Annotated in this window: 14 protein-coding genes; 9 read left to right on the forward strand and 5 right to left on the reverse strand. The window is 63.3% G+C overall.

Annotated elements, in window-relative coordinates:
* The first annotated feature begins 6 nt into the window (after positions 1-6).
* Both fdh3B and NLM25_RS17515 read left to right on the forward strand, forming a co-directional pair.
* Positions 7-603 carry a formate dehydrogenase FDH3 subunit beta gene (fdh3B, locus tag NLM25_RS17510; protein WP_007592757.1) on the forward strand — a complete coding sequence of 199 codons (597 nt, stop codon included), beginning with the start codon at positions 7-9 and terminating at the stop codon, positions 601-603.
* Positions 604-641: 38 nt separating this feature from the next.
* Entirely contained in the window at positions 642-1,643 is a 1,002-nt protein-coding gene (locus NLM25_RS17515) for a formate dehydrogenase subunit gamma (protein WP_254141208.1), read from the forward strand.
* Positions 1,644-1,677: 34 nt separating this feature from the next.
* Here NLM25_RS17515 and NLM25_RS17520 read toward each other — a convergent pair whose 3' ends face one another.
* Entirely contained in the window at positions 1,678-1,881 is a 204-nt protein-coding gene (locus NLM25_RS17520; RefSeq protein ID WP_254118151.1) for a hypothetical protein, read from the reverse strand.
* A gap of 491 nt (positions 1,882-2,372) precedes the next feature.
* Between NLM25_RS17520 and NLM25_RS17525 the strand changes: the two genes are divergently transcribed.
* From NLM25_RS17525 to NLM25_RS17545, 5 genes are read left to right on the forward strand one after another with little or no spacing between them, the layout of a single operon-like run.
* A complete protein-coding gene (locus NLM25_RS17525) occupies positions 2,373-3,323 on the forward strand; it encodes a PDR/VanB family oxidoreductase (protein ID WP_254137802.1) in 951 nt (316 codons plus the stop codon).
* A gap of 19 nt (positions 3,324-3,342) precedes the next feature.
* Positions 3,343-4,683 carry an aromatic ring-hydroxylating dioxygenase subunit alpha gene (locus NLM25_RS17530; RefSeq protein ID WP_254137803.1) on the forward strand — a complete coding sequence of 447 codons (1,341 nt, stop codon included), beginning with the start codon at positions 3,343-3,345 and terminating at the stop codon, positions 4,681-4,683.
* Positions 4,680-5,156, forward strand: coding sequence for an aromatic-ring-hydroxylating dioxygenase subunit beta (locus tag NLM25_RS17535; protein ID WP_254137804.1), 477 nt, complete (start codon positions 4,680-4,682; stop codon positions 5,154-5,156). The genes NLM25_RS17530 and NLM25_RS17535 overlap by 4 nt, the downstream gene beginning before the upstream one ends.
* A gap of 7 nt (positions 5,157-5,163) precedes the next feature.
* Entirely contained in the window at positions 5,164-6,780 is a 1,617-nt protein-coding gene (locus tag NLM25_RS17540) for an ATP-dependent acyl-CoA ligase (RefSeq protein ID WP_254137805.1), read from the forward strand.
* An 11-nt stretch (positions 6,781-6,791) separates the two neighbouring features.
* Positions 6,792-7,520 carry an SDR family NAD(P)-dependent oxidoreductase gene (locus NLM25_RS17545; protein ID WP_254137806.1) on the forward strand — a complete coding sequence of 243 codons (729 nt, stop codon included), beginning with the start codon at positions 6,792-6,794 and terminating at the stop codon, positions 7,518-7,520.
* Between the two features lie 82 nt (positions 7,521-7,602).
* On the opposite strand, the gene NLM25_RS17550 is transcribed toward NLM25_RS17545, so the two are convergent.
* From NLM25_RS17550 to NLM25_RS17565, 4 genes are all read right to left on the reverse strand, one after another.
* A complete protein-coding gene (locus NLM25_RS17550) occupies positions 7,603-8,085 on the reverse strand; it encodes a MarR family winged helix-turn-helix transcriptional regulator (RefSeq protein WP_254137807.1) in 483 nt (160 codons plus the stop codon).
* Between the two features lie 26 nt (positions 8,086-8,111).
* Positions 8,112-8,579, reverse strand: coding sequence for a MarR family winged helix-turn-helix transcriptional regulator (locus NLM25_RS17555; protein ID WP_254118158.1), 468 nt, complete (start codon positions 8,577-8,579; stop codon positions 8,112-8,114).
* Positions 8,580-8,734: 155 nt separating this feature from the next.
* Positions 8,735-10,291: an indolepyruvate oxidoreductase subunit beta family protein gene (locus NLM25_RS17560; protein ID WP_254137808.1), complete on the reverse strand. Its 1,557-nt coding sequence runs from the start codon at positions 10,289-10,291 to the stop codon at positions 8,735-8,737.
* Entirely contained in the window at positions 10,288-12,447 is a 2,160-nt protein-coding gene (locus NLM25_RS17565) for an indolepyruvate ferredoxin oxidoreductase subunit alpha (RefSeq protein WP_254137809.1), read from the reverse strand. The genes NLM25_RS17560 and NLM25_RS17565 overlap by 4 nt, the downstream gene beginning before the upstream one ends.
* Positions 12,448-12,572: 125 nt before the next feature.
* On the opposite strand from NLM25_RS17565, the gene NLM25_RS17570 reads away from it, so the two are divergent.
* On the forward strand, positions 12,573-13,601 hold the full coding sequence (locus tag NLM25_RS17570; RefSeq protein ID WP_254137810.1) for a carbon-nitrogen hydrolase family protein: 1,029 nt from the start codon (positions 12,573-12,575) through the stop codon (positions 13,599-13,601).
* Positions 13,602-13,668: 67 nt separating this feature from the next.
* On the forward strand, positions 13,669-14,775 hold the full coding sequence (locus NLM25_RS17575) for a cupin domain-containing protein (RefSeq protein WP_254137811.1): 1,107 nt from the start codon (positions 13,669-13,671) through the stop codon (positions 14,773-14,775).
* Positions 14,776-14,781 lie beyond the last annotated feature (6 nt).

The following is a 14,781-nucleotide window of genomic DNA, read 5'->3' on the forward strand; positions in this document are numbered from 1 at the left end:
ACGACGATGGCACGTATGAAATTCCTCTGCGACGCCGACCGTTGCATCGAATGCAATGCCTGCGTCACCGCCTGCAAGAACGAGCATGAGGTGCCCTGGGGTATCAACCGGCGCCGCGTGGTCACCATCAATGACGGCAAGCCGGGCGAGCGTTCGATCTCGATGGCCTGCATGCATTGCACCGACGCGCCCTGCGCGGCAGTGTGCCCCGTGAACTGCTTCTACACCACTGCCGACGGCGTGGTGCTGCACTCCAAGGACCTCTGCATCGGCTGCGGCTATTGCTTCTACGCCTGTCCGTTCGGCGCGCCGCAATATCCCAAGGTTGGAAACTTCGGCTCGCGCGGCAAGATGGACAAATGCACCTATTGCGCCGGGGGCCCCGAGGCCGACGGCAGCAAGGAGGAATACGAGAAGTATGGCGCAAACCGGCTGGCGGAGGGCAAGCTGCCGCTGTGTGCCGAAATGTGCTCGACCAAGTCGTTGCTCGCCGGCGACGGGGAGATTATCGCCCAGATCTACAAGGAACGCGTGATGAAGCGCGGCTACGGCTCCGGCGCGTGGGGCTGGAAGACCGCGTATCGCGAGACGATCGAGTCCTGACGCGGACGGCAGTCAAGGACGCGATGCGGGAGGCGCAGATGGCGTCATTTGGACGATTCGTTAGCTTGCTGTTCGGCGCATGTGCGCTGCTTCTGGTGATCACGGCGGTTCCTGCGAGAGCCCAGCAGGTCAACCCGACCGCGAGCTCCGTCAAGGAGCAGCAACTGCTGCAGGAACTCAACCGGATCCAGGGCCGCGTCAGCATTCCGGATCAGAGGTCGGGCGTGCTGGAGCAACCGCAGGGGCGCGAATGGCGGGAGTTTCGCAATGTCACGCTGCGCTGGATCGGCGGCGTCGCGATTATCGGCATGTTGGCGCTGCTCGTGATCTTCTATCTGACCCGTGGCATGGTGCGGCTCGAAAGCGGGCGATCGGGACGCGCGATCGTGCGCTTCAACCTGTTTGAGCGCTTCGTGCATTGGATGACAGCCAGCTGCTTCATCATCCTCGCCATCTCCGGTCTGAACATCACCTTCGGGCGGCCGCTGTTGTTGCCGCTGATTGGCTTCGAGGCCTTCTCCGAGTGGTCGCAATGGGCGAAGTATGCCCACAACTATCTGAGCTTCCCGTTCACCATCGGCGTCGTCCTGATCTTCCTGATGTGGATCGCGGGAAATATCCCGAACAAGGTAGATGTTGCCTGGATCAGGCGGGGAGGGGGCCTTGTCGGCCATGATCATCCGCCGGCCTATCGCTTCAATGCCGGCCAGAAGATGATCTATTGGATCGTCGTGATCGGGGGCGGCCTCGTCGCCGCAACGGGATACGCGCTGATGTTCCCGTTCTACATGAGTGGTATCGAAGGCATGCAGGTGGCCCAGATCATCCACTCCGTGGTGTCCGTACTATTCGTGGCCGCAATGATTGCGCATGTTTACATCGGCACGATCGGGATGGAGGGAGCCTTCGAGGCCATGGGCTCGGGTGAGGTCGACCTCAACTGGGCACGCGAACATCACAGCCTTTGGCTCGACGAGCAGATGGGGCGAACTGGACCGAGCGGTCAAAAGCCGCAACGGGCGACCGCTGCGGCTGAATGAAAAGGACGGCTGATAGAGGTTGGTCCGGTATGCTCTATTGCGTCCGCTCTCTGGCGAACAGGACGGACCGGTCCTCGATCTGCTGCTCCGGTAGTGTGCCCGCTCGGCCTGTTTGCAGCTCCTGAATATTTGGCATGCCGCTCTGTGCAGAGCTAAAAAGTGCATGCGATCTGAGCATGCTGCTGGCCGCACTGATGACGAGCAAGGCCGAAACAAGCGAAAGCATAATGCGTTTCATCCGACATCTCCATCCGGAGTTGCATTCTCCAGGACGGCGTAAGCTTTAATTCGCCCCAGTGATGTGACCCGCATCACATTTTTCCAAGCTTTTCGGGGGCCCACGGCCAACGAAAGGGCGGGCGATCCTCGTTGGTCCAGTTTCGTTGAAGCGATGTCACCTTCGCAGGAGTTTTTCGGCGGCCTGGACAGTTTGACTGCAAAGCAGGTTACCGCTGATCGTCGTTGTTGCGATCAGGACTGTGTCCAGGCGAATGGCCGGCCGACGCGGACGTGGGGCGCGATCGCATTGACAGGAGCGGGGCCTCCCACCCGCGGCCGGAAGCTGAGCCCGTTTTTCGCCTGGCGGCCGGAGCGCGCCCCCCGACAGCCTCTTTGAGTGCAGACGCCCTCGGCCGCCGCGGACGGCAATTTAGGCTGCCACCCGACGATTGACAGGCAATTATTACATGTCTAAAAATATGCAAATTCATATAATTGTGAGATGCCTGAATGGACGCGCATCCGCTCAAGCTCAAGGTGAGGTCGTGTACCGCGGAAACCGCGTCGGTACGGAGCCTTGTGTTTGGCGTGGAGAACGGTGTCGCGCCGCGATGGCAGGCGGGCGCCCATGTTCGCGTGGCGCTCCCGAATGGAGGAGACCGGCCGTATTCACTGATGGCCTTGCCGGGACTCCCGGACGGTGCTCTGGCGCTCGGGGTCCTGCGCGAGCAGGCCTCGACCGGAGGCTCGCAGTTCATGCACGCGCTGAAGATCGGCGATGTCGTAAAGGCAACCGCGCCGGTGAACAATTTCAGTCTGCACGGAGAGGCTTCACCTGCGCTGCTGCTTGCCGGTGGCATCGGCATCACGCCGATCCTGTCGATGGCGGCTGAGCTGAAAGCTCGCGGCAACCCGTATCGCCTGCACTACGCGGGCCGCGCGCGCGGGATGCTGGCGTTCCTGCCGCAATTGCAGGAGATCTGCCCGGACAGCCTCTCCATCCATCATGACGACGACGACTCCCGCCTCGATATCGCAGCGGCGCTCGGTGATGTGTCGGCAAACTGCCACATCTACGTCTGCGGCCCTGGGGGAATGATCGAGGCGGTGAAGGCGGCCGCGCTTGCGAAGGGCATCCCGTCGGACCGCATCCACTACGAGCTCTTCAAGGCAGAGCAGCCGGGCGCGCCCGACGAGCCGTTCGAGGTCGAACTCAAGTCGAGCGGGCAGGTCGTCACCGTCGCGGCCGGCCAGACCATCATCCAGGCGCTGGAGGCTGTAGGTCTCGACGTTCTCTACGACTGCCAGCGCGGCGATTGCGGCATCTGCCAATGCGGCGTGATCTCGGGCGTTCCCGATCATCGCGACGTCATTCTCAGCGACGACGAGAAGGCGTCAAACAAGGTCATGCAGATCTGCGTGTCGCGCGCGAAATCGGAACGGCTGGTGTTGGATCTCTAGCGGGAGGCAAGGGGGCGTCATGGACAGATACCGGAACAATGCCTTAGCGATCGACGCGCTGGTGCGCGACGCCGAGGTGCATCGCGACGTCTATGTCGATCCTGAAATCTTCGAGCTCGAGATGGAGCATCTGTTCCCGAACAGTTGGATCTATGTCGGGCACGCGAGCCAACTCGCAAAGCCCGGTGATTTCATCACTGCCAATATTGGTCGGCAGCCGGTGCTGGCGAGCCGTCATACCGACGGCGCGATCCACGTTTTCTACAATCGCTGTCCGCACAAGGGCGTGAAGATTGCTTCCGAGCCATGCGGCAACACCGGAAAATTCTTCCGCTGTCCCTATCATGCCTGGTCGTTCAAGACCGACGGCTCGCTGCTCGCGATTCCCCTAAAGAAAGGCTACGAGGGGACGGGGTTCGGCGATGCGCAGGCCAATGAGGGGCTGTCGAGGATCAGGAACGTCGTCGTCTACCGCGATTTCATCTTCGTGCAGTTGAACGACAACGGCGTTTCCTTCGAGGATTATTTCGGTGAGAGCCTGTCGACCATCGACAACATGGTCGACCGGTCGCCGGTGGGGAAGCTCGCGGTCGTCGCTGCGCCGATCCGCTACATGCACACCTGCAATTGGAAGATGCTGGTCGAGAACCAGACCGACACCTGCCATCCGATGGTGGCGCATGAAAGCTCGGCGGGCACCGCGGTCAAGGTCTGGAAGCGCGAGCAGGGCTCCTCCACGGAAACGCCGATGGCGGTGCAGCTCTACGGTCCCTTCATGAGCCCGTACGAGTTCTACGAGCAGAGCGGCATCAGGATCTGGCCGAACGGCCATGGTCACACCGGCGTCGCCAACTCGATCCATTCCAACTACTCGGACATCGAAGGCTATGTCGGCCAGATGGTTGCGGCCTACGGCGAGAAGCGGGCGCACGAGATTCTCGGCGAGGTCAGGCACAACACCGTCTATTTCCCGAACATCATGGTGAAGGGCGCCGTCCAGATCCTGCGCAATTTCATTCCGATCGCGGTCGACAAGACGCTGGTCGAAAGCTGGGTCTATCGCCTGGTCGGGGCGCCCGACAAGCTCTACGAACGCGCCCTGATGTACAACCGCTTCATCAATGCGCCGACATCGATCGTCGGCCACGACGACCTCGAGATGTATGAGCGCGCCCAGGAAGGGCTGAAGTCCAACGGCAATCAATGGGTCAATCTCCAGCGCCTCTATGAGGCCGGTGAGCAGGCGGACGTCACCGCCGTCATCAACGGGACATCGGAACGGCAGATGCGAAACCAGTTTCATGCCTGGGCCAAGTTCATGACCATCGACATGGGCGAGCGCATCGAGGCCGCGGAATGATCACCGAGAAGACCATCACGGACTTCATCTATCGCGAGGCCGACCTCCTCGACACGATGCAGTGGCAGGCCTGGCTCGACCTGTTTCATCCCGAAGGGCGTTACTGGATGCCGCTGGAATGGCAGCAGCACGACCCGGTGCTTCAACCGTCCCTGATGTACGAGGACCTGCTGCTGCTGAAGGTGCGGGTCGAGCGCCTCGCCGGCGAGCGGACTTTCAGTCAGAAGCCGAAGAGCCGGTGCCATCATCTGTTCCAGGCGCCGCAAATCATCGCGTGCGATCCGGAGGCCGGCGTATTCAAGGCGCGGACCTCCTACATCTACACGGAGACGCGCGGCGACATGCTGGAGCGCTTCTCGGGATGGGCTTCGCACGATCTCGTTCAGGTCGGAGACAGCCTGAAGATCAAGCTCAAGCGCGTCGATCTCGTCAATTTCGACGCGCCGTTCGGCAACATCCAGCTCTTCATGTGAGAATGCCTTGACCGCTGCGACCACAGTCTACGCGCGCTTTCGCGAAACCGCCCTCCGTCGCGGCGAGGCGGGCTTCCTCAACGTTCTGCCGGAGACCGCCGACATCTACGGCATCGCGGCCGGGGAGATTTCCTACCGCGCCATGCTAGATCGGGTCGAGCGCTGGCGAACGGCGTTTGCGAGCCGGGGCTATGGCGAAGGCCACAGGGTCGGGCTTCTGCTCCAGAACCGGCCGGTGTTCATCGAGTTGTGGTTCGCGCTGAACGCGCTCGGCGTCTCCGTCGTGCCGATCAATCCGGATTTGCGGATGAGCGAGCTCGAATACATCATCGCGCATTCCGAGATGAACGCGGCGTTCGTGCTCGCCGGGCGGCGCGCCGAGGTCGAGACCGCGGCCCGTCAGGCCGGCCGGCCGATTCCGGTGGTGGCCGATGACGACGACGTTCCCGCGCCATTTGGCGGCACGCTGGCCGCGACCGCAGGCGACGGCGTGACCGAATGCGCGCTGCTTTACACGTCGGGAACGACCGGGCAGCCGAAGGGCTGCGTGCTGACCAATACCTATTTCCTGCATTCCGGAAACTGGTATCGCGACGTCGGCGGGCTGTGTGGGCTGAAGGCTGAAGGCGAACGCATGATCACGCCGCTGCCGCTGTTCCACATGAACGCGATGGCGGTGTCGCTGATGGCGATGCTGTCGGTCGGCGGCAGCCTCACCATGCTCGATCGCTTTCATCCGCGCAGCTGGTGGAATTCGGTGCGCGACAGCCGCGCCACCTGCCTGCATTATCTCGGCGTGATGCCCTCGATGCTGATGAGCGCGCCTGTCTCCGAGCAGGACAAGGCCCATACCGTGCGGTTTGGATTTGGCGCTGGCGTCGACAAGCTCTTGCATGCGCCGTTCGAGGAGCGCTTCGGCTTTCCGCTGATCGAAGCCTGGGCGATGACCGAGACGGGCAGCGGCGGCGTGATCGCTGCCAATGTCGAGCCGCGCAAGATCGGCACCAGTTGCTTCGGCCGCCCGGCGCCCGAGGTGGAGATCCGCATCGTCGACGAGCGCGGCAACGATGCGCCGGTGGACATGCCGGGCGAGCTGCTGGTGCGGCGGGCCGGCACGGATCCACGCTACGGCTTCTTCCGGGAATATCTGAAAAACCCGCATGCCACCGACGAGGCGTGGGAAGGCGGCTGGCTGCACACCGGCGACATCGTATCGCGCGATGCGGACGGTGACCTTCATTTCGTTGATCGCAAGAAGAACGTCATCCGCCGCTCCGGCGAGAACATCGCCGCGGTCGAGGTCGAGTCCGTCCTGAATCGCCATCCCGTGATCCGGCAGGCCGCGGTCGCGGCCACCCCCGATCAGGTGCGCGGCGACGAGGTCGCGGCCGTCATCATTGCGGAGCGGGCGGGGGCGGACCGCGCGCTCGCCGAAGACATTGTCCGCTGGAGCCTGGGGCAGATGGCCTATTACAAGGCGCCGGGCTGGATCTGCTTCGTCGATAGCCTGCCGCTGACCGCGACCGAGAAGATCCAGCGCGGCGGGCTCAAGGACTATGTCGCGAAGCTGATGGGTGAGGGCGCGTTCTTTGATCTCCGCGAGCTCAAGCGGCGGCAGGTCTGAGGGAGCTGATCATGAGCGCGATCCGTACGACACTCGTCACCGGCGGCAATTCGGGAATCGGTGAAGCGCTCGCCAAGAGGCTCGTCGAGAAAGGCCAGCGCGTCGTCTCGGTCGGGCTGGAGAAGCCGGGCTGGACCCATGATCTGCTCGCCGCCTATTGCGCCGATCTGACTGATATCGAGGCGACGCGCACCATCGCGCAAGAGATCTGCCGGGATCACGCCATCGATCGCCTCGTGCACAATGCCGGCATCATCCTGCCGAACCTGCTGCAAAATGCAAAACCCGAGGACATTCTGACGCTGGCGCAACTGCATCTCGGCGCGCCGATGCTCCTGACCCAGGCTGCGATGGAGGGGATGCGTTCGCGTCGCTTCGGCCGCGTCGTGTTCGTCTCCTCGCGCGCGGCGATGGGCGCGGCGACGCGCTCGGCCTATTCCGCCACCAAGGCCGGCGTGCATGGCATGGCGCGGACCTGGGCGCTGGAGCTTGCCTCGAGCGGCATCACCGTGAATGTCGTCGCGCCGGGGCCGATCCTGACCGACAATTTCTGGGGCATCATTCCGAAAGGCTCAGAGCAGCAGCAGCGGATGGCGAGCAACGTGCCGATCGGGCGGCTCGGCTCGCGTGAGGATGTCGCCCATGCGATCGAGTTCTTCCTCGATGAGCGCTCGGACTTCGTGACGGGGCAGGTGCTCTATGTCTGCGGCGGCACCAGCCTCGTCGGGCTTGGTCCTTAGAGCATGATCCGGACCCGGAGGGCCGCGCTAGCGCAAAGTGTGAAGCGGTTTTCCGAAGAGATCATGCTCCAAACAAACACAGTCAGATCTGGTTCTGCCTGATATTCTCGACCATCTTCGCAAGCACGCGGGCGCAGACCTCTATCTCGTCGGGGTCGATGCCCGCGATCAGCCGGTCGTAGTTGTTGGTCATGATCGGCCAGATCTTGCGTAGCAGCGCTTCGCCGTCAGGCGTCAGCCCCACCACGCGGCGACGCTGGTCCTCCTCCGCGATCTCGCGCTTGACGAGGCCCGACGACACCATGGACTCGACCATGCGGCTCGCAGTCGACTGCTCGGTGACGGCGAGCACGGCGATCTCGTTGACGGTCAGGGTCTTGTAGATGAACAGCACCGACAGCGTTCGAAACACGACATTGTTGATGCCGTGCTCGGTGAGGTCGCGGTTCTGGTCCAGGTTCCAGCGATTGGCGAGGCGGTTGAACAGATACGGAATGTAGCTTTGCAGCTGGTCCCGCGTCCGGGGCGGACCCGATTTCCACCTGCTCTTGGAGTCTTTGGCCATTATCTCTTGCGACTTTACTGCTTGCTTCAGGGGCGAATTTTCGAGGAGAGGGAGCGCAACACCGACAGCGCGGTGTCCAGCTCCCGGGCCGGAATGTTCTCCAGCCGTTTGCTGAGATGCCTCTTGTGGACGTCCGCCGCCTTCCGGAACAGCTGCTCGCCCTTGGGCGTCAGGCGCACGATGAACGATCGCCGATCCTCGCTCGACATTTCCTTGCTGATGAGGTCGTCAGCCAGAAGGCGTTGCACCAGCCCCGAGACGTTGCCGCCGGAAACCTTCAGGTTCTGCGACAGCTGCCCGAGCGCCATTCCGTCCGGGTAGCGGTCGAGCTGGGCCAGCACGTCGAACTTCGCCAGCGACAGTCCGAACTCCGCACCCAGCATCGCATTCAGCGACGCAAAAATCTCTCCGTGCAGGGATAGCAGCTGAAGCCAGAGCCTGGTTTCGATCTGCCCATAGGCGGGACCAATGTTCTCTTTGAGTGCTGCCGGCATCGCATGACCATCGAGGACAAAATGTCTCGTCAACTGGAGGGGTTATCGCGGGTCTTTCACTCCGATTAGCAACCTGAGAATCGTAGTCAAGATGCCCGATCCTGACGTCCTGTCGGGCGAACGGCAATCCAATCCTGCGTCCCGGCCCGATGGAATCATGCAAAAGTCTTGATGGTCTGGATCACGCCGTCGAGCTCCCTGCCGGCGCTATCCTTCAGTGCGGCCTCCCGCAGGCGTCGTGCCCAGTCGGCGGCATCGTCGCGCCGCTCGACCAGCTTGATCGCCTCCAGCGTCTTGTCGAATTTAGACAGGCCCCGGCTGTGGGTATCGGAATAGCCCTTCACCAGGCGGCGGCATTGCAGGATTTCGACACCGAGCTGGTAGTTGGTGCCGACCGCGTCGGTCGCGGCCTTGAGCCACTCGTTCCGGTGAGCGGTCTCGACGGCGTGACGGAGCGAGCGGCGGCGCAGGCCGCGCATCCCGCCCACCACGTAGAGCGCCAGGAACCAGGGCAGCGAGTAGGTCCGCACCCGGCGTCCCTTGTTGACGCGGCGATCAAGCCAGCCGAGCAGGCGTGGCCTCGCGCCCAACCAGCGGCCGAGGCCCACCGGCAGCATGCCCATGACCTCCTCCATGCGGGGGTGCATGAATTCCGTCGTCTGGAGCACCTGGCCTTGCGACAGCTCCAGCTCGGTCTCGATCCGCGTGCGACGGCTGCTGCGGGTCTTGAGGTCGGCGACGCGGATGACGTCGTCATAACTCATCGCATTGGCAAGATGCTTTGCGGCGGCCTGCGTGAACGCGTAGCCGCGCTCGGCGCCGCCGGCGTTCCGGTCCGCGGTGGACAGCTTGCCGAGGATGTCGAGATATTCCGCGCCATAGGCGACGTCCTGGAAATCGACCACCTTCCTCAAGCCCGCACGCGCCATCGCCTGCGCGGGCCCGGGCAATTCCTGCGTCAGCCGCGCGACAAGCCCGCCGAGCTCAGGATCGAGCGGCGCGGAAGAGGGCGCTGTGTTGACCTGCGCCGGTGCCGCAACCTCAGCCGCCCCGGTTTTGACGCGATCAAACGCGGCATCAAACGTCCCGATGCTGGCCTTGGCCCCTTTCTCGCCGGCGCGGATCACATCGAGATAGCTCTCGCGGCTGAAGGGCAGCACACTGGCCGCAGCGAGCGCGCCAAACATCGCGGCCGAAATGACGCTGCCGTGCTCGATGGCCAGTGCGTTGAGGTCGAAGATGATCTCGGTCTTCGCGGCAATCCCGATCGCGCCGGTGACGGCGCCCTTGTCGGCGATACCGTTGCCTGGCGCGATCTTCTCGCCAATTGCAAATGAGCGGTGGTTGGACGCGATCAGCGTGGTGCGATCCGGCGTCACGAGGCCGCGCAGGATCGACCGGCCGGCCTCCATGAATTCCGCCGCCATCACGACGTCGACGTCGCCGGGTGTCGGCATCAGTGACAGGATTGGCCTTCGGCCGTCGAGCAGAGGCATCGCCTCGATGTAGTAGATCGTGGCGCCGGTGCGCTGGGCGACGCCGGGCACCGAGGTCGATTGCGCGGCCCAGCCGTGGTTCTCGGCGAGCTGCACGATCCAGTCGGTCAGGACGCCGCCGCCCTGGCCGCCCATCGCGACGATCGCGATCGAGATCGGCCGCTCAGTCGCGTCGCCTGCGGCGGGGAGGGCCAGCCGGACCGTCTCGTCTCTCATGCCAGTGCCTCGAGCGCGGGGCGCCGGCGATCGCGCCGCCGTTGCAGCCAGCCGATCACGGCCATCGCGACCTTCGATTTGAAGGTGTCCCAGCCGGTCGGATTGTGGATGACGTCGGCGCGATAGAACGAGGGGCAAAGCACCGCGGCCTCGGCGACCTCGCCGCAATTGCCGCATCCGACGCAGGAATTGTCGATGGCCGCAACCGGATCGTCGCGCAAGGGATCGTCGAGCTGCTTCACCGAGAGCGACGGGCAGCCCGAGAGCCGGATGCAGGCATGGTCGCCCGTGCACACATCTTCGTCGACGCCGAACCGTTCCTTGACGATCCGGACGCCGTCCTTGATCGCCTTGTTCATCTGCGGCTTCACGCGGCGCTGCTTGTTCAGCATGCATTCGCTGGAGGCGACGATGACCTTGGGGCCATCCTCCTTCGTCGTCAGTGCCTCCTTCAGCGTGTCGCGCATCTTGCCAACGTCGTAGGTGCGGTCGATCTGGCGGACCCATTGGCCGCCAATGCCCTTCACGGCCTTGACGATCGAATTGTTGGTGTCGCGCCGCTTGTTGATGGCTCGCGACGACAGGATGTCCTGACCGCCGGTTGCCGAGGTGTAATAGTTGTCGACGATGACGAAGACGCCGTCATGCTTGTTGAAGACGGCGTTGCCGATGCCGCTGGTCAGGCCGTTGTGCCAGAAGCCGCCGTCGCCCATCACCGCGATGGAGCGCTTGTCGGCCTTGACGTTGAAGGCCGAGGTCGAGGCCGGGCCGAGGCCGAAGCCCATGGTCGTCGCGCCGATATTGAAGGGCGGCAGGATCGAGAACAGATGACAGCCGATGTCGGCCGAGACGTGGTGCTGGCCGAGCTCTTCCTCGACGAGCTTCATGGCGGCGAAGATCGGCCGCTCCGGGCAGCCGGTGCAGAGCCCGGGCGGGCGCGCCGGCACGACCTGCTTCAGCTTCTCGATGGCGGGATGATTGAGCACGGGCGCAGCATCCGGCGCGGGCGGCCGGTTGCCGAGCAGCCGTGGCTCGGTCTTCTCCAGGAATTCGCGGACGCCGCCGAGCAGGACCTGCGCGGTATAGTCGCCGCCCATCGGCAGCACATCCTTGCCATGGACGCGCGCCTGGATGTCCTTGCGGCGCAGCACGGTGTTGATCGCCTGCTCGAGATATTCCGGCTGGCCTTCCTCGACGATGAGGACGGCCTCCTTGTCGAGACAGAATTCCGCGACCTCCGTGTCGATCACGGGGTAGGTGACGTTCATGACGTAGAGCGGGACCTGCGTGTTGCCGTAGGCATCCGACAGCCCGAGATATTGCAGCGCGCGGATCACGTTGTTGTACATGCCGCCCTGCATGATGATGCCGACCTTGCCCTGCTTCGGCCCCATCCACTCGTTCAGCTTGTTGTCGCGGACGAATCCGATCGCCGCGGGCAGCCGCGTCCTGATCTTCTCCTGCTCGTGCTCATAGGCCGCCGGCGGCAGCACGATGCGGTTGACGTCGCGCTTTGGATTGTTGAGCGCGTCCTTGATGGTGTGCGCCGGCTTGACGTTGTCCTTGCAGGCGAAGCTGCCATGCATGTGACAAGCGCGAACGCGGACCTCGAGCATCACGGGCGTGTTCGAGAATTCCGAGAGCTCAAATCCCTTCTCGATCAGATTGACGATGCATTCATGGTCGGGGCGCGGGTCGAGCAGCCACATCTGCGACTTCATCGCGAAGGCATGGGTGCGTTCCTGCATGATCGAGGAGCCCTCGCCATAGTCCTCGCCGACGATGATCATGGTGCCGCCGGTGACGCCGCCCGAGGCGAGATTGGCAAGCGCATCGGAGGCGACATTGGTGCCAACGGTCGATTTCCAGGCCACCGCGCCGCGCAGGGGATACATCACCGATGCCGACAGCATGGCGGCTGCTGCCGCTTCATTGGCGGAGCTCTGGAACACGACGCCGAGATCGTCGAGCACGTCCTTGGCATCTGCCAGCACGTCCATCAGATGCGAGATCGGCGAACCCTGATAGCCTCCGACATAGGCTACGCCGGATTGCAGCAGCGCCTTGGTGATGGCGAGGATGCCTTCGCCGCGGAACGTGTCGCCATCGCCGAGCCGGAGATCCTCGACCTCGCGAGCAAAAGACCGTTCAGCCATTGCACCCTCCAGAAATATGCGATAGCATACGTTTACATGTAAAGTAAGTCAACGCGGCGCCATGCTATCACGCTCGCAGGGCTCTGCTCCGCAAGCGGTCATGAGCCAGCGACAGGGTAGGGCCAATGCTGAAGCTGCCTCGCTTTAGAGCTGCCGCCGTCCAGGCCTCACCCGTATATCTCAACCCGAGCGCGACCGCCGACAAGGCGGCTTCACTGGTCCGTGAGGCAGCAAGCCACGGAGCGAAACTCGTCGCGTTCCCCGAGGTGTTCGTTCCCGGCTATCCCTATTGGAACTGGATCACCGATCCCGTCACGGGGAGCGCATGGTTCGAGAAGCTCGCCAAGGCGTCGGTGCTGGTGCCGGGTCCGGAGATCGACGTCGTCCGGAAGGCGGCGCGCGATACGGGCTGCCATGTCGTGCTCGGCGTAAACGAGCGCAGCCCGGTCTCGCTCGGCGCGATCTACAACACGCTGGTCTTCATCGGCCCGGACGGCGCGTTGCTCGGCAAGCATCGCAAGCTGGTGCCGACATGGGCAGAGAAGCTGACCTGGACCGGCGGTGACGGATCGAGCCTGCGTGTCTATGATACCGAGATCGGACGTCTCGGCGCCCTGGCGTGCGGCGAGAATACCAATACGCTGGCGCGCTTTGCGCTGCTCGGGCAGGGTGAGCTCGTGCATGTCGCGAGCTACATCTCGCTTCCCGTCGCGCCCCCCGACTACGACATGGCGGAGGCGATCAAGTTGCGCGCGATTGCCCATTCCTTTGAAGGCAAGATTTTTACGGTCGTCTCCTGTTCGACGGTCTCCGAAGAGATCATTGCGGCGATGGAGACCGTCGTTCCCGACGCGCGGGCACGCCTGCAGCGCAAGTCCAGCGCATTCTCCGGCATCATCGGTCCTGACGGCCGCGTGGTCGGAGACTCGCTGATCGACGACGAAGGCATCGTCTACGCCGACATCGATCTCGAGCGCTGCATCCAGCCGAAGCAGATGCATGACATTGTCGGGCACTATAACCGGTTCGACATCTTTGATCTCAGGGTCAATCGTCGTCCGCTGACGCCGCTTGGCCTGGCGGACGGAGAGCGCGTTGCCGCGGATGCCGGGGAGCAGGCAGGCTTCTCGTCGATCCCGGGCAAATCGGAATGAGAGCTCGGGACGCGTCGAGCCAACGACGCCACCAGACAGGACTTGCAGACAGGACTTGGAGGATAGGATGCGCGAAAACATCGTCGGCCGGGCCAATGTCGAGGACACGCCCGAGCTCAAGGCCTATTACAAGGACCTCGAAAAATACGAAGCCGGCGCCTTGTGGACGGTCGCCAACAAGATCGAGCCATGGGAGCCGCAATCGGCGTCCGTTCCCGTGCTCTGGCGCTACAGCGATCTGCGCGAGCATGTGCTGCGCTCGGTCGAGCTGGTCTCGCCGGAGAAGGCCGGGCGGCGGGTGATCTACCTCAACAATCCTGGCCGCCGCGACGTGTCGGCTGCCGTCGGCTGGCTCTATTCGGGATTGCAGGTGATGCATCCCGGCGAGGTCGCAACTGCGCACGCGCACTCTGCTTCAGCTCTGCGCTTCATCATGGAAGGGGCGGGTGCCTATACCGTCGTCGACGGACACAAGATGACGTTGGGGGCGCGGGATTTCGTGCTCACGCCGAACGGCACCTGGCACGAGCACGGCGTCGAGGGCAACGGCTCGGTCTGCATCTGGCAGGACGGGCTCGACATTCCGCTGGTCAATGCGCTGGAAGCGAACTTTTTCGCGGTCCATCCGAAGGTTCAGCAGGAAGAATCCGGTTATCCCGTGGACGACATGACCAAGACCTGGGGCAATCCGGGCCTGCGGCCGGCAGCCTCGCCATGGTCGAAGGGCTATTCCCCGATGTTCAAATATGAGTGGGAACCGACCTACGACTCCTTGCGGAAATATGCCGCGGCAACCGATGGATCGCCGTACGACGGCATTCTCATGAACTACGTCAATCCGATCACCGGCGGACACGTGATGCAGACGATCGGCGCGAGCATGCAATTGCTGCGGCCGGGCGAGAGGACGAAGTCGCATCGGCATACCGGAAGTTTCATCTACCAGGTCGCCAAGGGCAGCGGCTATTCCGTGATCGGCGGCAAGCGCTTCGAGTGGCAGGAGCGCGACATCTTCTGCGTTCCGTCCTGGGCATGGCACGAGCACGGCAATACGTCCCAGAGCGAGGACGCCTGCCTGTTCTGCTTCAACGATCTGCCCGTCATCGAAGGTCTCGGCTTCTACCGGGAAGAGGCCTATGGCGACAATGCGGGCCACCAGCCGATTGCCGCCTGACATCTT

It is taken from the genome of Bradyrhizobium sp. CCGB01 (assembly GCF_024199795.1).
Taxonomy (GTDB): Bacteria; Pseudomonadota; Alphaproteobacteria; order Rhizobiales; family Xanthobacteraceae; genus Bradyrhizobium.